General features: G+C 45.1%; 24 protein-coding genes and 1 other annotated feature. Of the genes, 3 read left to right on the top strand and 21 right to left on the bottom strand.

All coding sequences use genetic code 11. The features are described from left to right. Positions 1–234 precede the first annotated feature (234 nt). A complete protein-coding gene (locus A6049_RS22270; protein WP_063566760.1) occupies positions 235–624 on the top strand; it encodes a tautomerase family protein in 390 nt (129 codons plus the stop codon). A 152-nt stretch (positions 625–776) separates the two neighbouring features. Here the strand turns inward: A6049_RS22270 and A6049_RS22265 are convergent, their stop codons facing one another. The 17 genes from A6049_RS22265 to A6049_RS22185 all read right to left on the bottom strand — a co-directional run bounded on the left by A6049_RS22265 (position 777) and on the right by A6049_RS22185 (position 14,063). Further along, complete coding sequence (locus A6049_RS22265; protein ID WP_079694050.1) at positions 777–1,550, bottom strand: hypothetical protein; 774 nt, start codon at positions 1,548–1,550, stop codon at positions 777–779. Positions 1,551–1,585: 35 nt separating this feature from the next. Next, a complete protein-coding gene (locus A6049_RS22260) occupies positions 1,586–1,939 on the bottom strand; it encodes a 2Fe-2S iron-sulfur cluster-binding protein (protein ID WP_063566759.1) in 354 nt (117 codons plus the stop codon). Positions 1,940–1,955: 16 nt separating this feature from the next. Next, the gene (locus A6049_RS22255) at positions 1,956–2,573 is read right to left on the bottom strand and encodes a hypothetical protein (protein ID WP_063566758.1); all 618 of its coding nucleotides are present in this window, start codon (positions 2,571–2,573) and stop codon (positions 1,956–1,958) included. 83 nt (positions 2,574–2,656) lie between these two features. Next, positions 2,657–2,836: a DUF2768 family protein gene (locus tag A6049_RS22250; protein ID WP_063566757.1), complete on the bottom strand. Its 180-nt coding sequence runs from the start codon at positions 2,834–2,836 to the stop codon at positions 2,657–2,659. 170 nt (positions 2,837–3,006) lie between these two features. Continuing rightward, entirely contained in the window at positions 3,007–3,282 is a 276-nt protein-coding gene (locus tag A6049_RS22245; RefSeq protein ID WP_024630680.1) for a stage VI sporulation protein F, read from the bottom strand. A 99-nt stretch (positions 3,283–3,381) separates the two neighbouring features. Beyond that, positions 3,382–4,422: an NAD(P)H-dependent glycerol-3-phosphate dehydrogenase gene (locus tag A6049_RS22240; protein ID WP_063566756.1), complete on the bottom strand. Its 1,041-nt coding sequence runs from the start codon at positions 4,420–4,422 to the stop codon at positions 3,382–3,384. Further along, positions 4,415–5,038 (bottom strand): glycerol-3-phosphate 1-O-acyltransferase PlsY, encoded by a 624-nt coding sequence (plsY, locus tag A6049_RS22235; protein ID WP_063566755.1) that lies wholly within the window; start codon positions 5,036–5,038, stop codon positions 4,415–4,417. Before plsY ends, A6049_RS22240 begins: the two co-directional genes overlap by 8 nt. Before the next feature lie 11 nt (positions 5,039–5,049). Further along, entirely contained in the window at positions 5,050–6,372 is a 1,323-nt protein-coding gene (der, locus tag A6049_RS22230; RefSeq protein WP_063566754.1) for a ribosome biogenesis GTPase Der, read from the bottom strand. A gap of 184 nt (positions 6,373–6,556) precedes the next feature. Further along, positions 6,557–7,771: a 30S ribosomal protein S1 gene (rpsA, locus tag A6049_RS22225; RefSeq protein WP_063566753.1), complete on the bottom strand. Its 1,215-nt coding sequence runs from the start codon at positions 7,769–7,771 to the stop codon at positions 6,557–6,559. A gap of 142 nt (positions 7,772–7,913) precedes the next feature. Further along, positions 7,914–8,501, bottom strand: coding sequence for a lysophospholipid acyltransferase family protein (locus A6049_RS22220; protein WP_063566752.1), 588 nt, complete (start codon positions 8,499–8,501; stop codon positions 7,914–7,916). Continuing rightward, a complete protein-coding gene (cmk, locus tag A6049_RS22215) occupies positions 8,498–9,202 on the bottom strand; it encodes a (d)CMP kinase (RefSeq protein WP_063566751.1) in 705 nt (234 codons plus the stop codon). The genes A6049_RS22220 and cmk overlap by 4 nt, the downstream gene beginning before the upstream one ends. Positions 9,203–9,314: 112 nt before the next feature. Continuing rightward, a complete protein-coding gene (locus A6049_RS22210) occupies positions 9,315–9,530 on the bottom strand; it encodes a hypothetical protein (RefSeq protein WP_063566750.1) in 216 nt (71 codons plus the stop codon). 69 nt (positions 9,531–9,599) lie between these two features. Next, positions 9,600–10,253, bottom strand: coding sequence for a flagellar brake protein (locus A6049_RS22205; protein ID WP_063566749.1), 654 nt, complete (start codon positions 10,251–10,253; stop codon positions 9,600–9,602). Between the two features lie 155 nt (positions 10,254–10,408). Continuing rightward, positions 10,409–11,755 (bottom strand): germination protein YpeB, encoded by a 1,347-nt coding sequence (ypeB, locus tag A6049_RS22200; protein WP_063566748.1) that lies wholly within the window; start codon positions 11,753–11,755, stop codon positions 10,409–10,411. A gap of 410 nt (positions 11,756–12,165) precedes the next feature. Further along, a complete protein-coding gene (gene prsW, locus A6049_RS22195) occupies positions 12,166–12,861 on the bottom strand; it encodes a glutamic-type intramembrane protease PrsW (protein ID WP_063566747.1) in 696 nt (231 codons plus the stop codon). 43 nt (positions 12,862–12,904) lie between these two features. Next, positions 12,905–13,519 (bottom strand): genetic competence negative regulator, encoded by a 615-nt coding sequence (locus tag A6049_RS22190; protein ID WP_063566746.1) that lies wholly within the window; start codon positions 13,517–13,519, stop codon positions 12,905–12,907. 187 nt (positions 13,520–13,706) lie between these two features. Then, positions 13,707–14,063 (bottom strand): hypothetical protein, encoded by a 357-nt coding sequence (locus A6049_RS22185; RefSeq protein WP_053780665.1) that lies wholly within the window; start codon positions 14,061–14,063, stop codon positions 13,707–13,709. A gap of 94 nt (positions 14,064–14,157) precedes the next feature. On the opposite strand from A6049_RS22185, the gene A6049_RS22180 reads away from it, so the two are divergent. Next, positions 14,158–15,093, top strand: a complete 936-nt coding sequence (locus A6049_RS22180; protein ID WP_063566745.1) for a polysaccharide deacetylase family protein — start codon at positions 14,158–14,160, stop codon at positions 15,091–15,093. Between the two features lie 107 nt (positions 15,094–15,200). Here the strand turns inward: A6049_RS22180 and A6049_RS22175 are convergent, their stop codons facing one another. Genes A6049_RS22175 through A6049_RS22165 form a run of 3 tightly spaced genes read right to left on the bottom strand, consistent with a single transcriptional unit; the run spans position 15,201 to position 17,058 of the window. After that, positions 15,201–16,025, bottom strand: a complete 825-nt coding sequence (locus A6049_RS22175; RefSeq protein ID WP_090807405.1) for a metallophosphoesterase — start codon at positions 16,023–16,025, stop codon at positions 15,201–15,203. Continuing rightward, the gene (locus A6049_RS22170; RefSeq protein ID WP_063566744.1) at positions 16,013–16,468 is read right to left on the bottom strand and encodes a hypothetical protein; all 456 of its coding nucleotides are present in this window, start codon (positions 16,466–16,468) and stop codon (positions 16,013–16,015) included. The genes A6049_RS22175 and A6049_RS22170 overlap by 13 nt, the downstream gene beginning before the upstream one ends. Beyond that, a complete protein-coding gene (locus A6049_RS22165) occupies positions 16,465–17,058 on the bottom strand; it encodes a CPBP family intramembrane glutamic endopeptidase (protein WP_063566743.1) in 594 nt (197 codons plus the stop codon). The genes A6049_RS22170 and A6049_RS22165 overlap by 4 nt, the downstream gene beginning before the upstream one ends. A gap of 346 nt (positions 17,059–17,404) precedes the next feature. Continuing rightward, positions 17,405–17,635 (top strand) — a binding site (T-box leader). Positions 17,636–17,836: 201 nt separating this feature from the next. Between A6049_RS22165 and serA the strand changes: the two genes are divergently transcribed. Beyond that, positions 17,837–19,432, top strand: coding sequence for a phosphoglycerate dehydrogenase (serA, locus tag A6049_RS22160; RefSeq protein WP_063566742.1), 1,596 nt, complete (start codon positions 17,837–17,839; stop codon positions 19,430–19,432). Positions 19,433–19,533: 101 nt separating this feature from the next. On the opposite strand, the gene A6049_RS33375 is transcribed toward serA, so the two are convergent. Next, positions 19,534–20,499, bottom strand: a 966-nt coding sequence (locus tag A6049_RS33375; RefSeq protein WP_063566741.1) for a BclA C-terminal domain-containing protein, incomplete at its 5' end; no start/stop codon positions are given.

The following is a 20,499-nucleotide window of genomic DNA, read 5'->3' as shown; positions in this document are numbered from 1 at the left end:
ATGACGCGTATTTTTTGTTTTTTTCTCAAGGTAGTTGCCTTAAGAGAATTGCCCCGCTCTCGGACTGCGCGTCTTTATTACAATCTACTTTATGAGCGTGCCGAAGCTTTTATGCCGGTTCGTTCATTTGGTTCTCGTGTTACCGTTCAAGCCGTGCAGAAGGTATACTGTGAAGGTAAGGCATTTTTTAGCAGAGAAGAGCAGAGATAACGAGCTGAGAAAGGTGAGATGAGCGTGGCACAGATCAAAGTATATGGACTAGGTGAGCACTTGAACCCATTGAAAGAGCAGCTTTCACAAGTTATACACTCCGTTATGGTGGATGTTGTGGGATTACCGGAGAACAAGAAGTTTCAACGTTACTTTCCCATGAACACGGATGATTTTCTTTTTCCCTCTGATCGTTCAGCAGGGTATACCATTATTGAAATCAGCATGTTCGAAGGCCGAACAGATCAAGTCAAGAAAGAACTCATTCAGCAATTATTCACACGGATGAACGAACAGTTGAAATTGTCGCCCAATGATGTGGAGATTACTATATTTGAAACACCGCGCAGTCATTGGGGTATTCGGGGATTACCCGGTGATGAACTTGACTTGAGTTATAAAGTGGAGGTCTGAACAAAGTAATCTGAATATAGCTTATGGACCATATGATGTGACTATAAACCAACTTATAAGAAAGAGATATCCCGTGATGCGGAATATCTCTTTTTTTTACCTTAAGGACAATCAATGGATTGCGTGCATTCGAATCGAATTAACGCTCATTATTACTTTGTTGCAATCGGGGTGTTATTCTGCCAGGTATAGGCGACTGATTTTACAGGGACAAAGTAAGAATGCTCCAGCAAGAATTCACGCAAATCTTCCACTTTTGTTGGAGCATTATCTGACTTCTCTACAGCCTGCATAATGTCAAAAGCATAATCTACATAGACATTGCCCTCATCATCCATCATGAAAGGCAGTTCCTGACCCGAATATACACTATTCAGTGTAACCGCTGGGGCACCAGCCTGTGCGGCTTGTTCCATATCTACAGCGTATAGCCCAGGATACAGTTCTTCCCCACTTGGTAGTTGATTGTTATGTACGGACTTGTACTGATTGACCATTCGTTGAACATCATTTACTTTCTGTACCGTTTGAAGATCCATGACTTTGACTGTCGGGTTCACTTCTTCATCCTGAATGAGAAAGTAAGCGCTCCCACCACTTTCAAACGCCGTGCCGGGTATTTCATCCAGATACCCCTGCTGTTTCAGCTTGGACAGATCAACTCTGAATTTTTCATATTTCGGTGTTTCCATATCTGCGTTGACCATGGGCAAAATCCCCTGATCCTGTTGGAATGCTTCTACCGCAGTTTGAATACGGCTTAAGCTTTCCCTATAAGCTATTTTGGGATCGGGATTACTCTGGGATTGATACATACACCCCGTTGCTGTAAAAGCAAACAATAGGAATAAGAGTAGACAGGACATCTTCTGCAAATGACGCCTCTGCCTTCTTGGTTTCACGTTCTTCGTCATATTCACGTTCATCCGTATCCTCCTTGAATCGTTCCACTCAGGTATTCTTAGAACCAATCGTCCTCTTCCTGCTGCTGACGCTCCAATTGTTTACGAATCGCTGCCTTCAGAGGGTCCTCCGGAACATGAACCGTCACCGATCCCCGCACCTTCGCCTGACATGACAGTCGAGTGCCTGCATCCAGCAGTGAACCTAGTTTACGCTTCTCCGCATCTGTTGGTGGATGCAGCGCTGCTAGATGTTCCGAATCTACTTTCACCTTACACATCAGGCAGGCTGCCTTTCCATCACATCGCGTTGCTATTTTAACCCCTGCACGGCGTGCAGCATTTAACAGCGTTACCCCTGGCTTTAGCCGAATCGTTTTATTTTGCGGTAAAAATGTAATATTGTAATCCATCATTCTTCCTCCTAACTTACTGAGGCCATTCGAAGCCAACAAGCTCTTCCACTTCTGCTCTGAATCGGCTTGTCCATATATTTTGCTTCCCCAATAAAGTCATTAGAGGTTGATGTGATTCAGGCATCTGCCGAATCTGCCTTGCAATGGGTTCGTAACGATCGGCACGGCCTCTCATTAGATTAAACAACAGCTCATGAGCAAGCGGCATTAGACGCAATGTGTAAGAACCTACTTTGGCTTCAGGTGCATACTCGGCCAATACATGCTCAATTTCAATGCGGTACCAACTCTTACGTGACCACACTTCGAAACCCCCAACCAGTTCCAAGGCACAAGTCCCTACCTGATAATGACTGAGTAGCGAGGCATAAGGTCCCGTCTTATCTACGACAGGCTCGTCCAGTACCATTCCAGGCGCAGATTTATGCAGCAACTTCGCGGCGGTGATATCAGCGTAAATATCAATATCTCTGGGAGCCTGCTGTAATTCCACCTGCTGGAGCAACAACCCACAGCTTCCCCCAAGCAGCCACGTATAAGGCTCTGCATCCCAAGCTTTCGCCGTTTCCAGCAAAGCCGCGTGTAATTCCGGATAGCGCTCTGTCCGATCCTCCGTTTCATGCGACCTCATCGGCTCACCTTCCCTTCATCCGTTTTCGTTGTGTCAGTTCTTATGATGTGTTTATGCGGATGTTATCTCTCAGGCGAGAAAGATCAGGTCAGAGAAGCTATTCCGCCGAAAAGGCCAATCAGCATAATGAGAAAAGCGATTAAAGAAAGAATGCCCCGTACAACGCCTTTCGTTTTGGAGCGAGCAAACGTAATTAGGAATACAGATAGTCCCATAATGAGGATTGCGACCAATGAAAGCCACATCTTGTCCATCGCGTTCATAATCCAGAGTTCTCCCCTTCAGTCCGTAATTCATCACTGACACTGTGACAATTGCAACTATTATAACACGAAACATTGCTCAGCTTTCCAAAAAAAAGACAAAAAGCAAGCCGGCAAATGCCGACTTGTCTTTTTGTCTTGCTCGATCGCCTGCATGCAGGCGCGATCTATTATTTTTTCATCATCATTTTCATTAATGATTCCATACTGTTTGGGTTTAATCCGCTTTTTTTGACGGCACTCACGATATCCTGAACTGTATCCTCAGATACCGGCACTTTTGCCATGGCGGATACTTGCTTGATCAGTTGGCGCAACTGAGCTTCATTCTGCATGGTGGACGGTTTTACTGTACTCGCCAATTTCTTGACGGCACCTTCCGTAATCGATTTCCCTGTTTTTTTGTTGATCGCTTTCAGCGCTTCCTTGGAAATGTTGTTAGCCATTCGTCTCCCCTCCTCCGGCAATACTCATGTGTATAATATGAGTGCACCGCAAAAAAGGTGAATAAGCTTCTCATTTCGGGAAAGCTGCCTACGCTACCATCAGGAATGCCACTGCTCCCAGGTTTCAAGCGTCATGACTTCCATTTCGGTCTTGGGATCACGTCCCATTAAAGCTTCAACCGCATCCCGCGGCTGTCTCTCCTGAAAAAGAACGTGATAAAGCTGATCTGCAATCGGCATTTGCACACCATATTTCTGAGAAATGAAGTGGGCGGCCTGTGTGGTCCGAATTCCTTCCACAACCATGCCCATGGAATTCAATACATCGTCCAGCTTCTGTCCTTTGCCCAGCAAGGAACCTGCTCTCCAGTTACGACTGTGCTGACTAGTCGCGGTCACGACCAAATCACCGATCCCTGCAAGTCCGGAGAACGTAAGCGGATTCGCCCCCATCTCCACACCGATGCGTGTGATCTCGGCCAGCCCGCGTGTTAGCAACGCTGCTTTGGCATTATCACCAAAGTTAAGGCCGTCTGACATACCTGCTCCCAGCGCGATAATATTTTTAAACGCTCCCGCCAATTCTACACCGATCATATCTCGATTCGTGTACACACGGAAATAAGCATTCATAAATAAACCTTGGGCGGCCTCGGCAGAAGCTTTATCCAGTGATGCCACAACAACCGTCGTTGGGCAACGCTTAACCACTTCTTCCGCATGGCTTGGACCAGAAAGTACAACGATATGTCCTTCTTCACATTCAAGTTCTTCCGAAATGACTGTGGACATGCGTTTTAGACTTTCTGTCTCAAATCCCTTGGTTGCATGAATGATTAACATTTCCGGTTTGTAATAGGCCTTAAGCTGATGAGCAACCGAACGCATCGCCGATGAAGGAGCAACAATTAACACAGCAGAAGCCCCTTCAACTGCCGTCGCCATATCCGTGGTTGCCTGAATACGAGGTGACAGCTCTGCATCGGGAAGGAAGCGTTGGTTTGTATGTTTATTATTGATTTCTGTGGCCTGGTCTTCACCACGTGTCCACATGATCACATCCAGTTGATTGGCAGCTAATACACTGGCAAGTGCAGTACCCCAACTGCCCGCAACCAGAACAGCAACTTTTTTAGACAACGCGTTTTCCCCCTCCAGGGCTTTTCGATCCCAATTTATTTTCCTGTCCTTTGGCGAGCTTCGCAATATTGGTACGATGTCTCCAGAACGCAAACAGACAAATAATCAGACTTCCCCAGAAGATACTCATCGAATATCCGGGTAACACAAGGATGAAGAGCGGTGTCAAAGCTACAAAAATAAGGGAACCCAATGAAACATATCGTGTCAATACGATGGACAGGATGGCAAATACACCGGCGCATAGCGCAGGAATAAGTGCAAGAGTTACGAGCACACCGATCGCTGTCGCAATTCCTTTTCCTCCACGAAAACGGAAGTACAGCGGCCAGTTATGTCCTGCAATGGCAGCTATACCACTGAGTGCAGGAATCCAATCGGAACCATTGCTGAACCAAACCCCAATCCAAACGGCCGCAATACCTTTGAGTACATCCAACAGAAGTACCAGAATTGCCGGTCCTTTACCCAATATCCGCAAAGTATTGGTAGCCCCTGCATTTCCGCTTCCGTGTTGACGGATATCGATCCCCCGTAGTGCTTTTGCAAGGAGGACACTAAAGCTGATTGAACCGAGCAGATAGCTCAGTACAATCGCTGCGATTTGTAAAATCACAAACTTCTCCCCTAACCTTCGTCGGACTTCCTCCGAGTAAATATGCGAATTGGCGTCCCTTCAAAATCAAACGCTGCACGAATTTTATTCTCCAGGTAACGTTCGTAAGAAAAGTGCATCAATTCAGGATCGTTCACAAAAATAACCATGGTCGGAGGTTTAACTGCAACCTGAGTCACATAGTTGATTCTCATTCTGCGTCCTTTATCTGTTGGTGGCGGATTAATAGCCACTGCATCAGATACTACATCGTTAAGCAGATGCGTCTGAACACGCATAGTATGCTGCTGTGCTACACGTTGCACAACAGGCAACAATTTTTGTAAGCGTTGTTTTGTCTTGGCTGACAAAAATACAACCGGAGCGTAAGTCATAAACAGGAAATGATCCCGAATTTTTTTCTCAAACTCATTCATTGTTTTATCAGACTTCTCTACAACGTCCCATTTGTTCACAACAAACATGGAAGCTTTACCTGCTTCGAATGCATAACCTGCAATATGCTTGTCCTGCTCAATAATGCCTTCTTCGCCATTAATTACAATCAGAACAACATCTGCACGCTCAATGGCACGCATCGCACGCATTACGCTGTATTTCTCCGTGGTTTCATAAACTTTACCACGTTTACGCATACCTGCTGTATCAATCAGCACATAACGCTGACCGTCTTTTTCAAACGGTGTATCGATTGCATCCCGCGTTGTACCAGCAACATCACTGACAATAACACGTTCCTCGCCCAAAATGGCATTCACCAATGAAGATTTACCCACGTTAGGACGTCCGATCAGAGCTACACGAATGACATCGTCATCGTAAGTCTCTTCCTCAAGTTCAGGCAATTTCTCTACGATGGCATCGAGCAAATCACCTACACCTGTACCATGACTTCCCGATACTCCGATTGGATCACCAAATCCAAATCCATAAAACTCATAAATGAGCTCACTGCGCCCGATATTATCCACTTTGTTAACGGCTACAACGATAGGCTTACCTGAGCGGTACAACATCTCTGCGACTTCTTCATCAGATTGCGTAATCCCTGCTTTTGCATCACACATGAATACAATAACATCCGCTTCTTCAATGGCGAGCTCTGCCTGCATCCGGATTGATTTTAAAATGACGTCCTCGCCGTCGATTTCGATACCACCTGTATCGATAATGCTAAATGGTTTACCGTTCCATTCGCCGATTCCGTAGATACGGTCACGGGTAATGCCCGGCTTGTCTTCCACAATGGCCAATCTGTCGCCGATGATCCGATTAAAAATGGTGGATTTGCCCACATTCGGTCGCCCGACAATTGCCACAACGGGTCTTGCCATACATTCCACTCCTCCTGTCCATACTTACGATACTCATCATAGCAAAAAACGCCTGTCTTGGCTAACGTTTCATGCCGTTATACTCGCAATAAAAACAATCGGCGAACCCGCTGGGGCTCGCCGATCTTGCTTTTATTGTTCAGCAAAATATGCAGTATATAACTAAGAACCATGCATTTATAACTTATTTGAATTTGCTGAGTTTGTCACCGAAGCGCTCGCCGAGCGTGATGCTCAGACCTTGATTGCTCAAGGAAACGTTCGGGTTGTTGATTTCTTCACGTGGAGCATTGTTTCTTGCAGGTCTTTCTGATTTTGGCGCTTGAGCAGGAGCTTCTTCAGTTTCCTTGATGCTCAGGCTTACACGTTGCTCAGAAGGATTCATGTCCAAGATTTTAACTTGAACTTCTTGTCCTTCTTTCAATACTTCGTGCGGAGTGCCAATATGTTTGTGGGAGATTTGCGAGATATGCACAAGTCCCTCAACACCAGGAGCGATTTCAACAAAAGCACCGAAGTCAACCAGACGTTTTACAACACCTGTTACGATATCGCTAGAGTTGAATTTGTCGCCAGCTGTTTCCCAAGGACCTGGTTGAACAGCTTTCATGCTCAGGCTGATTTTACCTTTTTCAGGATCAACTTTCAGCACTTTTACGTTTACTTTATCGCCTTCAGACAGAACGTCCGATGGTTTGTCAACGTGTGTCCAAGCGAGCTCAGATACGTGAACCAATCCGTCTACTCCGCCTACATCAACGAAAGCACCGAATTGAGTCAAGCGTTGTACCGTACCTTCGATCACTTGACCTTCTTGCAAACCAGCCATAACAGTAGCTTTGTTTGCTTCGAATTCTTGCTCCAGTACGTCTTTTTGGGAAAGGATCACTTTGTTGTTCTCACGGTCGATCTCTTTCACTTTAACACGCAATGTGCGTCCTTTGTAATCGCTGAAATCTTCAACGAAATGGCGCTCTACCATGGAAGCCGGGATAAATCCGCGAACGCCCACGTCTGCTACCAGACCGCCTTTAACAACGTCACCTACAACAACTTCGAATACGTCTTGGTCTTCAAAATGCTTTTGCAATTGATCCCAAGCGTTTTCGCTGTCGATTGCACGTTTGGACAAAACGAGTTTTTCTTTCTCGTCGTCGATGCTAAGTACTTTAGCTTCAACTTCTTGTCCAACTTCAACTGCATCAGACGCGCTGTCTACGTGTAGGGAAGACAGTTCACGAATTGGAATTACACCGTCATATTTATATCCAATGCTCACATAGGCTTGGTTATCTTCCAATTTGACGATGGTTCCTTTTACGGTATCTCCTTTTTTCAAGGAAACGAATTGATCCAACTCATCTTGGGTTGCTTCTTGATTTTTCATTTCTTCCGACATGTCAAATACCCTCCTCAATTCAAAAACCCCATTATATTCAAACCTGCCTGTAGCAGAGTTCAAAACACTTTCATCGCTGAATGAACATCCTTAGCTTCCCTCAAAAATATGGAAACATGCACTCAGCAGTCTGACGATGCCGTTATTTGCTCGGCACGCCTGTTTGCACCATTTCGTTAATTTTGGACATAATCTTCTCCGTCGCTCTTTCCAGCGCATCGCCGGAAGGATCTTCCTTGAACTCGTCCAAATTCACTGGTGCTCCATAAACTACTTTCATCTTACGAAAAACCTTGTAGTTACCGATAATAGCAGTAGGAATAACTGTAGCACCACTTCGGAGAGCGAAGCTCGCTGCCCCTTTTTTGCCGATGCCTCCATCATTGTGTCGGCTTCCCGAAGGGAAAATGCCAAGCACTTCACCACCACGCAGAATGTTGAGTGAGGTCTTGATGGATTCCTTGCTGACGCCTCCACGTTTAACAGGGAAAGCGCCTACGGCTTTGATAATTCGGCCAAAGACCGGAATATCAAACAATTCGCTTTTGGCCATGAAGCGCACCTGACGACGAATCTTGATACCAACCGTTGGAGGATCAAAGTTACTGATATGATTGGAACATAAAAGTACGCCGCCTTCTTTCGGGATGTTCTCCCGTCCAACTGCCTCTAGGCGGAAAAGAATGGTGTAAATGATCCGCAGTAATGTGCTGCAAAATGTGTAAATCATAGACCGATCTCTCCTCTGACCATTGTGCAATAAGACACGATTTTGTCAACCACTTCATGGATGCTCATCTCGGTTGTATCGAGCACTGTAGCGTCCTCAGCACAACGAAGCGGGGATATTTCCCGACTTTCATCCAATTTGTCACGGGTGGCAATGTCTCGCTCAAGTTGCTGCAACGTCAGTCCTTCTGAGGGGTCCAGTTCTTTGAAGCGGCGAAGTGCACGCTCTTCCACACTGGCAGTCATGAAGATTTTCACTTCCGCGTCGGGCAATACTGTCGTTCCGATATCGCGTCCATCCATGACGACGCCCTTGCGCAAAGCCATTTGCCGCTGTGTATCCACCAATTGCGTACGCAGCCCCTCGATTTGCGCATATCGGGACACGATTCCCGTCACTTCACGGGAGCGGATTTCCGAGGTTACATCTTCCCCATTACAGAACACTTTCTGTCCGTCGGGATCCGGTTGTAAATCAATGACCAGCTTTTGGGTTTCCTGAAGCACCTCTGGCACATCTTCCGGTGAAATACCTTTTCGAAGCATATGCAAGGTTACCGCACGGTACATCGCGCCAGTATCGACGTATATATACGCGAGCGCCTCTGCAACCAATCGGGCCACCGTGCTTTTCCCGGCACCGGCAGGTCCGTCAATTGCAACGTTCATCTTCCCGTTCTCTGATGTGTTCTGGCTTGCCAACGGGGCATTCCTCCTCAAACGATAAGCCTCAATAAAAAAACAGGCATTGCCTGCATCGTCAAAATTATACCACACTATACACATGGATGCAAAAACAGACAAATCAGTGATGCTATTGATCGTGTACCGTTTGCATCTGAATTGGTGTTCCTTCCAGACGATCAATGGAGGTCATATTCTTTTTCATATCAGGCACAAGAAGTAATAGCTGATAGATCACAAGCAGAACAAGAAGAGCTGTAATCAGCTTCAAAGCCCTTCTTTCCATTCGCTTGGATAAAACATAATATAGGCGCTCGTATCTGCGGGATGCATGGCGATTGTTCACAAGCTGAACCTCCGTTTTTCCATTACATTGCCCACCATTGTCACTTTCTATTACAGACAATCACCATCTCTATTTCGTTCGGTAATCTAATTGCCGTTCAAAACAAAACTTGATGATCTTTTGTCGTTCCGAATCTGTAATCTGCACAAACTTTAACATGCATAGCTGTCTGCCTGTTTCCAGTGTTTTGATCCGTACCACTTCAGCTTCAAAGTTCGCATGTTCAATCGCTGCATTCCGATAAGGAATAAGCAACCAGCATTTCAGCTTTTGTCCTTCCGCAATAGCAAAACTGGGTTCCCCATAAATGGACAATCCCCCGCCGCCAATATCTTCAGTCAAGCCCACGGCTCGGGTAAGATCTTCACCCTGAATGGCCATTTCAAGATTTGCATGAACACGCAGAAAACTGCGACGCTGGATTTTGGTGATATCGTCCGGCAAGGGCTTGCGAATTCGTACAAGCCGAACTACATCTTCTTCAAATCCAGTCACATACGTGTTGAAATAATGACGAACCCCGTCTTCCGTAATATAAGAAATGGACAATTCCTCACCAAAAAACAACCTTTTCAACCGACTGCTTCCCTGTTGCATCGGGACTTCGATCAGAAAACTATTTTCATCCACATCCGCTATGCGTGATTTATATTCTTTGCTTTCCTCTTTTTCATCTGCAGAGGCAATCTGGATGTATAAAACTTCATTTATTTTGGGAAACAAGCTGTTCACCGCCACCTTAGCTTTTTATCTTCGTATCGTATGTACAAGGACTATTATACCATGACCTTTCTCATAGTGGACAACAAAAAAACAGACCACTACGTGGTCTGTTCCATAATCTATTTACATTCTAACAGGCTGCCGGCTTCTTGATGTTATGTGGTCTCATTCACCGGTTTGATCTCCTCAACGGCTTCTTCCATACCTGTATCAGCGTTGATGTAAATTTTATATTTTGCACCATTGATGCGTCCACCGAATTCGTAACACAGAACTTCTTTGCTGTAATCATTCTTAATGAGTGATTTGCGAGCATAGCTCTCCTTGAATTCCGGATTCAGTTTTTTGCGGGCCTGTTCAACCGTGAGTGTGGCTTTTGGAATCTCCCGCTTTTTCTGATGCTCATATACAAAATCACTTGCCTGGAAGCCGGTAACATTCCCATTATCAAGGCCAACCCGAACAGACATTTTTTCTGGATAAATCAGTGTATCGCCTTGTTTGCGCACATAGGTCAGGTTACCGAGGTTACCAAACTCGTCATAATTGACTGCCTTCATATCTTTGTAACCCTTATTGGAAAGGAAATGATCTGCTTTTGACATAGCTTCTTTACGTGTTACTTTCTTCGTCCCGATTGGGCGAGTATCACTGTAAGAGATGAGCAGACCGCCATTACGTGTGAAGTCCATACTTAATTTACTGTCTTTGGACTGATCAATCGTGGCTGTATACGATTCCCAATCTGTACCTTTACCATTTTCCTGTATTTGAATCTTACCGTGTTCTGCATCGGAAAACTTTGCAGCTTTAGTTTGGATCTGCTCTTTGGTCATCGGTAAGCCATCCAGCTTCTTCACCGAACGTTTGGCATAAATGCTGGAGACTGAAGGACCCCAGTCAAGTTCAGGATACTCCTGTACCTTTTTGTTGACTGTCCGGAATCCATCCACGATGGTGTTGTCCATCGTTTGCTCTTCCGTTGCCATAGCCGACTCGGCATCCATCCAGCGTAAACGGTCAGAAATGACTTTCTGCTGTACATCCTGCAGATTTTTAGTGATCTCGGATGAATTCGCATACAGTTTTTTCAAGTTGCCCATTTCTTTTTCACTTAATGGTTCATTGGTCAGATCACGCATGGACGCCTGATAAGCAAAGTTGGAGATGCGGGAGAGAAACTCCTCCGTTTCACTGAATGGCAGCATTGTAAGCGGCAATTGATTAATCTCATTCTGGGCTTCACTGGTAAGTCGCCATACGTTCATCAGACCTTTACGATGCATCCCTTGGGACGTAGCATGGACTGCCAGCGTATTCCCAATCTCCGAGTGCAATTTGTCCATATGAAAAGATAAATCGTGAAAAGCACGCTGATATTGATTCTCTGCCTTGATCAGAATGGCATTTTTCTCCTGGTTCTCTTGGTAACCCCATACGAGAGCACCGATTAACAGAACTGCAAATATCGGAAACATAACTGAACTTAAACGTTTATACATCGGTAGAGTCTCCTTTCTTCTAAGCCACTACCTCTATTGTGGATCGAAGAAAGACCTCTTATGCATGCGATTTCCAGTCTGTCCAATGACGGGCTTATCACGCATGGTCTCAAACGTTCTATTTAATTCAATTGTACCCAGGTTGTGCCGCCATCTTCCTCAATTTCAAACTGATCTCGATTATCACACAAACACTGTTTAAAACCGGTCTCAATTCTTCCTCGTTCTTTCTTACCTCGCAGCGTAAAACGTTCTCCACATTGCTTGCATCTAATTTTAATTTTGATTCTCATCACGCTTATCCCCGTTTCTATTGGTCTTCCCCGGGAATTTTTATTTTATTGCAACAAAAAACACACCGGGGCATCAGGCGCAGGTTGCGCTCCATGTCCACCAGTGTGTCCGTATTTTTATAATTTAATCTCTTCCTCACGCTTCACAAAACGAAAAGGAGAACGATTGTTGGCCCTTGTAATCTTGCCCATCGCACCGTACCATAATCCCGCCATCAATGGCGCAATGAACCATAACCAATGATTCACCATGGTATTCATAATGACATCATAAAGCGCATGCCAGAAGAACGGTAAAACCAGTGAGAGCATAAGAAACCAACGTTTTTTCTTGCCATCCGAGAATTTGGCCCGCCCCATGTAATAACCCATAATTACTGCAAACATGGCGTGACCCGATACAGGAAGCAATGCACGAATGAACATAGCTGAGACGGAAGCATTCCCCGCAAAGGCATACAACACATTCTCAACTGTAGCAAATCCGAGTGAAACAGCAACGGAGTATAGAATCCCATCATAAGGCTCGTCAAATTCGGTATGGTTATAAATAATATGGTAAATCACAAACCATTTGACGAACTCTTCAACCCCACCTGAAATCAGGATGGATTCAACATAAGGATTATCTCCAAGCCAGATCATCATGCCACGCTGAATAATCATCACAGGCAGTACCATCAGAATCCCCATGAGAAAGACTCGAAATACCATGTGAAGAGGTTCAGAGTCATAACGGTCTTTCAGATAAAAGTATGTTAACAAGGCGAGACCCGGAGCTACTGCTGCCGCTAGAACCGAAAACAAAAGCACCGAAATTCCCTCCTCTGACTAAAGACGCGATTACAACTAGAGCTTACTCCTGACGCTTGAAGTGGGTGCAAATAACCTCAACCGCTTGTTCAGGCATAACAACCTTTCCGTACTCTTCCATGACGGCAGGGGTAACGGAAGATCCTTCACCGAATTCAGCAAGCAATGCAATCAATGCTGCATGTTTGGTCGAATCCAAGTCATCCGGTTCAAAATGCAAAAACCATTTGTCTTTATAGGAATAAAGTCTTCCAGCATCCGTTACGTGCTGATGCAACATATGTGCAGCCTCAATCAGCACTTCAAAATCTTTGAATGCATAGACGATGGAATCGCTTTGCTCAAGTGTAACTTCCATCTCATATACTTCTTCAGGCAAATCATCCTCATTACCTGAACCATATTGTTGCGGATCATATTTCCCCCGGGTGACAATGACAACCATCCCTTGAGCGGGAAGTGCGAATACTTCGACAGCAAGTGGACCTGTAGCATCAAATCCAAGTTCGGAATAGGCCTGGTCCATCATTTCAGTGAACAGTTCATGAACTTTAGGTATTTCCTGCCACATATCATCTTTTTGTATTCCGCGCTCGCTCAGATCGTCAAAGGTCAGGAAAATCCGTATCTTATCGTGACTTAATCGTTCTATTTTCATACAGGATCTCCCCTTTATAAGCAAGTCTTATAACAGATTATGAAGCACAAAACAATATGTGCTGAAAATAAATCTATGTAGTTATGTTATCATTTTATACCTGCAAATGCACGAAGTAAAATCGACAAAAAAAGAATCATTCCACATCAAAACAGGACTGTGGATGATTCTAATGGGAGGTTTGTGTTTATAAACCCGGTACTGTTGTGTTTGTTTGAGTTAAAATTTGCTCAACTTCATGTTTAACATCCGGATTGGTGCGAATAAAATCTTTGAGCATGTTCATGTTCTCTTCTTTTTCCTGCGGAGTGATCGGCTTTGCACTTTTTTTATGCGTGCTTTTGTGGGAATCTCCGCTCTGTTCGTTTGGCTTGGAGCTGAATCCGTCCATGCCTGGGAACGTCATCTCCATCATTTTGTGTTTGGCCTGATTCATCATGTTGCGGGATGAACCGGAAGACAGCATTGACATTTTACCTTTGGACAGCCAAGAACTGGCTGCTACGCCAATTACAACACCCCAGAAAAAGGATGACGCCTTCATTACACCAACCTCCTTTTAATGTTAAAATCACAACTAGTGTTTGCGGGAGTGCCTCATCTCATTCCGCATAAATACAGGAAAGCGAGTTGAAAGCATGATTAGACACACCACTGCCTTAATTATGATCGCATGCATGCTGTTGTCAGCTTGTGGAACCAAGGTCGAAACAACACCTGAATCCACGAAGTCCAGCAATGAATCGGTTACTTCAACGCAGGAGCAGCAGAACGAGCCAACTTCCACTGGGACAAGCGAAAAGCAAACCACGGATTCTCCGTCCTCAACGGACTCGAATTCGGATCAAGAATCACCAAGTGATGACGAAACATCTTCGACAGAAAAAGAAGAAACTGATAACGCTCTCGGTACACAAGCAGCCGAAGTTAATATTGAAAAAACGTATCATATGAATGCCAATTACTACATCAAACCCAACGATAAAACGAACGAAAGCAAGGTTGTATTGTTAACATTTGATGATGGGCCCAAAGAAGAAAAAATGATAAACGGATTAATCGACACCTTAGATAAACATGACGCGAAAGCGATATTTTTTGTTAACGGATACCGAGTGAAAAGTCATCCCGAGTTGCTCGAGATCATCCATGAACGTGGACAGGTAATAGGAAATCATGCGTGGGACCATGAGGATCTGAAAAAAATGTCCACTACGGCAGCTTCCAAACAAGTCACCGATGTGCAAAAGATTGTGAAAGAAACGATTGGCGTGGAACCCCAGTTCTTCCGTCCGCCGTTCGGTTCTGGAAATGATGCATTAAAGGCCACAGTCAAGAAAAACGGCATGTTATATATGACATGGTCCAATGGCTCACTGGATTGGGATAAGAGTACCAAAAATAAACCGGATAAAGTCATCCAGAATGTGCTGGATCAATTAAATCCAGGCAGTAATATTTTGATGCATGAGTTGCCATGGACAGTTGAAGCGTTGGATGAGTTGTTAACCAAACTTGAACAGAAAGGTTACACTTTTGTCGATCCTCGCTCCATTGAACTGGAAGCCCGCTGAGCTTCGATTATTTGCCCGGCATTCGGCTTAATATCAATAATTGATGAGTTGGAATTGACATGAAGGAACTTACAAAGTTATAACAAACAGCCTTGGTCCTATGCGGATCAAGGCTGTTTGTTTGAGAGCATTCGCAAAGTAATGATATGCATTTCTGCGGGACAACAAAGTCTGAATGGCAAATGATTTGTTCCGTATCCTTTGCTAACCAGCATTTTACCTTCTTGCTCGGTATCATTACCATCCTTTTTCAAAGAGAACCACCCGCTAGACACAGAGCGGTACGCTTTGTTAAGAAAGACGGGGCCAAAGACCGGAAATACTAATTGTCCACCGTGAGTGTGACCACTCAATATCAGATCAACAGGTCCATTCAAGTGAAGAGCCTCTAGGGGATCGTGCACGATGGCAATCTTGCATTCTTTGGAGTCCAATTCTGCAAGCAGCGAATCCCCTCGCTGTGAACGATAATCAACTCCGACCAGACACAGTTTGCTTCTGCCTTTACGAAGGTAAGTGGTAGAATCCTGTAAGAGTTGAACGCCCGTATCTCGGAATATACGTTCGAGATGCACAGTTCCTGCTCTTTTATCATGGTTCCCATAGACTGTAAAAACAGGGGCAATATAAGACAACAAGCTCATATTATGTCTGACAATGGGCCATGAAATTCCTTTTTCCGCCACATCTCCCCCAATAATAACCCAGTCCACCTGATTGCGAAGATGTTCCAGATCATTCTTTTTCAGCTTGCGTTTATGGATATCAGATAAATACAGGATTTTGCTGCCATCAAAAGAAGAGGGCAAATTCGGAACTTCAACCTCTTCTGAAACGATGTGATGAAGATGCGCCTCACGCCACATATGAACCAGCAAGGCAATCCCGGCCAAAATAACGGCAACGAACCATGCCAGTATTACCATGGCCATGGAAGGAAAGTATCCAAAGAAGGCGCTCCTTTTATCCCCCACCAAACCAGACTAATTGTGAGCAAAACAAATATAAATATGAGCGAGTTAACAAATCGCTTACTGAGACGTAAACGGCGAGATGGATGAAGCTCAGTCCGCGTAGGAAGTGTTCCCGCTTCGGAAACGGATTCTTCTTCTGATGGCTTTTCTGCTTTGTTGGCACGTGCTGGTGCCCGCCGGGGAAGTACCGGACTTTCCAGTGATGATGTATAAGACTTGCGTTGTGATCTTGGTATGGAGACCGAGGTAATGGGTGTGAGTCCTCCCACCTCTGAGGCAGCAGCTGGTTCAACAACCAGATTTACTTGAGAAGCTTCAGGCCGCTCAGATGTCTCTGTCTTATCCGAGTGACGATGGCGCTGACTGCCGTATGTCTTCATTCTACTTAATTGCTGATTCATGATCCCCTCCGAAAACGTATCGCTAATCCAGACACCAAATCAATAATAAAATGACAAAGTATAGGCGCCCATAATGTGCCGGATTGCATATAAATCCAACCCAATCCATAGCTCGAAACAAATACCCAACCAGTTGGAATCCAGTGCCGCAAATAGCGTATATGGATAACCGCAAATAAAATACTTGTCCAGTAAGGACCTAACGCATGTTGTATGGCTCCACGAAATAACAATTCTTCACAAACAGCAACGATGGCTGCTATGCATACAATGTGCCAGATTGGACGCTTGCGAAACAGCAACTCGTTAATGCCGCCATCATCCATGCTTTCTTGAGGAATAACATAAGAAAGAACCAAGTCCATAACAAGCATAATGCCAGCAAGACCAAGCCCCCACCAAATAAACTGGTAACTATCAGGCCACGCAAGTACATCAAAAAGATTTCTCTTCTGCAATAAAATCCATACAACCCCAATGATCAAAGTTAACCCTTGTGTAAAGTATAGATTGATCAGAAGCAAACGCTCGGTAAGCTGCTGTGGTTCAGCCTTCTGAATCTTGAACTTGGGAAACTTTAATTTTTTCATCGCCTGTGTCTGTCCTCTTGACTTATATTTGATGGATAACAAATTCGTTGTCCAATCGGATAGTATACTAAATGATAGCCAAAAAACCAAATAGGTTCAAGGCCTGCCCCAAGTCCCGGTTTTTCAGCGCAGCCATATCCATTGAATTAGTTCATTAATGTGTTAAAATCCGATTCACAAAACAGCTTGTAATCGAGCTATTTCGAACGATCAAGGAAGTCAATTTTTTATATCTATACGCCTTCTCCTCAACTGAAGAAAATCACATTAGTAAATCGAATTAAAACATTTAAGCCTATTGACATGCTCATGTCAGCCATGATACATTATGAAAAAATTAGTCACGTTAAACACGATGATGGAAAAAAGACGTTGCTTTGTCTTACAGAGAGCCGATGGATGGTGTAAATCGGTGGCAGGCAGATGATCTTGAGCGCTCCTGAGTTATTGCATTGAAATTGGAGTAGGTGCAATCGGTTTAGACCCGTTATCCTCTTCGGTCTTCATTGACCGCTAAGACTGTCGTTGCGAAACGGCGGTGAATTAGGGTGGTACCACGACAACTCTCGTCCCTTATTGCGCAAGCAGTATGTGGATTGAGAGTTTTTTGATTTATTTTAGAGTACAGACGTGGGAATCGCCCTATTTGCTACACCCTCCTCCTCTGCTGCGACACCGCGTTGTTGGAAGGAAGAGTTTCAATGGTTTTAAGGAATGCCTCTTTTCGTGAGGTGAGACCTTGACGATATAGATACACATACCTAAGGAGGAAGAAACCATGTACAAAGTGTTAGTGTCGGACCCCATTAGTGATCTGGGAATCCAGCAACTGGTGGATGCAAATGATGTTGTAGTTGAGAAGAAAACAGGTCTTAGCGAAGATGAGCTTGTTGCAATTATCGGCGATTATGATGCCCTTCTAGTTCGAAGTCAGACTCGTGTAACGGATCGTATTATGACAGCAGGTACAAACCTTAAAGTCATCGGACGTGCTGGCGTAGGTGTAGATAACATTGATTTGGAAGCTGCTACCCAACGCGGTATCATTGTTATTAACGCCCCTGACGGTAACACGATTACGACATGTGAGCATACATTTGCCATGATGATGGCACTGGCACGACATATTCCTCAGGCATATGCCAAAACCATTCAAGGTACTTGGGATCGTAAAACCTTCCTTGGTGTGGAGTTAAGAAATAAAACGCTGGGTGTGCTCGGTATGGGACGGATCGGTAGCGAAGTAGCTAAACGTGCCAAAGCATTCGGAATGGATATTCTAGCTTATGACCCGTTCCTCACTCAAGATCGCGCAGAGAAACTTCAGGTTAAGCTGGCTAGTGTGGATGACATCATTCGCAATGCCGACTTCATGACCGTTCACACACCATTAACACCTGAGACACGCCATATGATCTCCCGTCCACAATTCGAAGTGATGAAAAAAGGTATGCGTATTATCAATTGTGCCCGTGGCGGAGTCGTTGATGAAATGGCACTTGTAGAAGCAATTGATGAAGGTATCGTTGCTGGTGCAGCATTCGACGTATTCGAGAGCGAACCACCGGCTGCTGATCACCCATTCCTGAATCATCCTAGCATTATTGTGACGCCTCATCTTGGTGCATCGACAGTAGAAGCACAAGAAAATGTAGCGATTGACGTATCCGAGCAAGTCCTGCATATTCTGCGCAATGAACCGTTCAAAAACGCAGTTAACATGCCTGCAGTAGCCCCAACTGTAATGAACAAACTGCAGCCGTACTTTAAACTGGGTGAAACACTGGGTAGCTTTGCAGCTCAGATCACTCAAAATGCGGTTCAGGAAATTCGGATCGACTACGCTGGAGATCTGTCGGAAGTGGATACTTCTCCTTTGACTCGTTACATTGTAAAAGGTATTCTGGCAAGACATTTAGGCGGAGAAGCCAATATTGTCAACTCCATGCATTTAGCTAAAGTGCGGGATCTCAACGTAGTGGTTAGCCAAACATCGGCCACTAAAGGATTTACAAATCTGATTACCGTCACACTCGTGACGACTCAGGATGCCGAGGAGCGTCGTGTTGCGGGCACACTGCTTGCAGGTTATGGAGAGCGGATCGTGCGTCTGGACAAATTCCCAGTGGATATCGCTCCAGAAAGTCACCAAATTCTGATTTCGCATAATGATAAACCGGGTATTATCGGACGTGTTGGAACTTTGCTTGGAGAAAACGAAGTTAACATCGCCTCCATGCAGGTCGGACGTAAAATCATTGGTGGGGCAGCTATCATGATTCTGACTGTAGATAAGGAAGTTCCAAAAGATGTGCTTGTACAGCTTGCAGCTCTTCAGGAAATCAATACAGCCGTTGAAATCGTATTGAATTAACTGACGGACTAATCAATTATAAGACAAAAAGAGGCGAACCTTTATCAGGTTCGTCTCTTTTTATAAACCCAAAATTCCTTTTGACTAGCGTAATTCATGCATTAAGCTAATTGAATAATGTTTAATGTAGCGCCTGGTGGAGAGAGGACAGCTGTACCAACAAGCCCAAATAATTGGAACTGGATTGTTGATCCAGCAGTTACCGTCACAATAAAGTCAGACTGCAACTGACTGAGGGAAAGTAATGGTGAAACTACACTCGCCGGAATTGCTGTTCCGTTAAGTAAAATACGGGATTGAATAGCAAGTGCAGCTGTAAGATTTATTTTGTAAGAGATATAGTAACGCCCTGCATTGGCAAGAGTGAAGGTGTCATTCGTTCCATTAATGGTTATGCCAGTGCCAATATTTTGGTTATTCGGCAGTGGAATTAGTGTTCCACCCAAAATAACAACGATGGTTCCACTTGTGTTCTCACCGTAAGCCGAGTTAGATGTTACAGAAGTTCCTGTGGCTCCGGTTGCACCCGTTGCACCTGTACCCCCGGTGACTCCTGTCACGCCTGTTGCTCCTGTGACGCTCACTCCAGTGGCACCCGTTGCTCCAGTAGCTCCAGTAACTCCTGTCGATCCTGTGCTTCCAGTTACACTGGCTCCTGTTGCTCCGGTTGCTCCTGTTGCCCCGCTTGCTCCAGTAACTCCAGTTGCGCCCGTACCTCCGGTTACACTAACCCCTGTTGCCCCGGTAACCCCAGTTGTTCCGCTTGCTCCCGTAGTCCCTGTAATTCCCGTCACACCCGTGGCTCCGGTGATTCCAATTGCAACGCCCGTTGCACCCGTGATTCCGGTAGCTCCTGTTGATCCAGTGACACCGACTCCTGTGGCACCTGTTATTCCTGTAACCCCGGTGCTTCCAGTTATTCCGGTTGCACCCGTTAATCCCGTTACTCCGGTGGCCCCTGTTGCACCAGTGACACTAACACCCGTGGCACCGGTGACGCCGGTAACCCCAGTGACTCCCGTTACACCCGTATCACCTGTCGCTCCGGTACTTCCCGTTACACTGAC

Origin of the sequence: Paenibacillus sp. O199 (genome assembly GCF_001636635.1) — a bacterium.
Classification (GTDB): Bacteria; Bacillota; Bacilli; order Paenibacillales; family Paenibacillaceae; genus Paenibacillus; species Paenibacillus marchantiae.
The sequence above is the reverse complement of the archived record's forward strand: the minus strand, read 5'-3'. Positions and strand labels throughout refer to the sequence as shown.

Coding starts and splice junctions, on each gene's coding strand:
- A6049_RS22175 (WP_090807405.1), bottom strand. CDS start 16,025: ATGGCCATGGTAATACTGGCATGGTTCGTTGCCGTTATTTTGGCCGGG.
- A6049_RS22185 (WP_053780665.1), bottom strand. CDS start 14,063: ATGAAGGCGTCATCCTTTTTCTGGGGTGTTGTAATTGGCGTAGCAGCC.
- A6049_RS22260 (WP_063566759.1), bottom strand. CDS start 1,939: ATGGATTACAATATTACATTTTTACCGCAAAATAAAACGATTCGGCTA.
- der (WP_063566754.1), bottom strand. CDS start 6,372: ATGGCAAGACCCGTTGTGGCAATTGTCGGGCGACCGAATGTGGGCAAA.
- A6049_RS22245 (WP_024630680.1), bottom strand. CDS start 3,282: ATGGCTAACAACATTTCCAAGGAAGCGCTGAAAGCGATCAACAAAAAA.
- A6049_RS22255 (WP_063566758.1), bottom strand. CDS start 2,573: ATGAGGTCGCATGAAACGGAGGATCGGACAGAGCGCTATCCGGAATTA.
- A6049_RS22165 (WP_063566743.1), bottom strand. CDS start 17,058: ATGAAAAAATTAAAGTTTCCCAAGTTCAAGATTCAGAAGGCTGAACCA.
- serA (WP_063566742.1), top strand. CDS start 17,837: ATGTACAAAGTGTTAGTGTCGGACCCCATTAGTGATCTGGGAATCCAG.
- A6049_RS22220 (WP_063566752.1), bottom strand. CDS start 8,501: ATGATTTACACATTTTGCAGCACATTACTGCGGATCATTTACACCATT.
- A6049_RS22170 (WP_063566744.1), bottom strand. CDS start 16,468: ATGAATCAGCAATTAAGTAGAATGAAGACATACGGCAGTCAGCGCCAT.
- A6049_RS22265 (WP_079694050.1), bottom strand. CDS start 1,550: ATGAACGTGAATATGACGAAGAACGTGAAACCAAGAAGGCAGAGGCGT.
- ypeB (WP_063566748.1), bottom strand. CDS start 11,755: ATGTATAAACGTTTAAGTTCAGTTATGTTTCCGATATTTGCAGTTCTG.
- A6049_RS22250 (WP_063566757.1), bottom strand. CDS start 2,836: ATGAACGCGATGGACAAGATGTGGCTTTCATTGGTCGCAATCCTCATT.
- rpsA (WP_063566753.1), bottom strand. CDS start 7,771: ATGTCGGAAGAAATGAAAAATCAAGAAGCAACCCAAGATGAGTTGGAT.
- A6049_RS22180 (WP_063566745.1), top strand. CDS start 14,158: ATGATTAGACACACCACTGCCTTAATTATGATCGCATGCATGCTGTTG.
- A6049_RS22190 (WP_063566746.1), bottom strand. CDS start 13,519: ATGAAAATAGAACGATTAAGTCACGATAAGATACGGATTTTCCTGACC.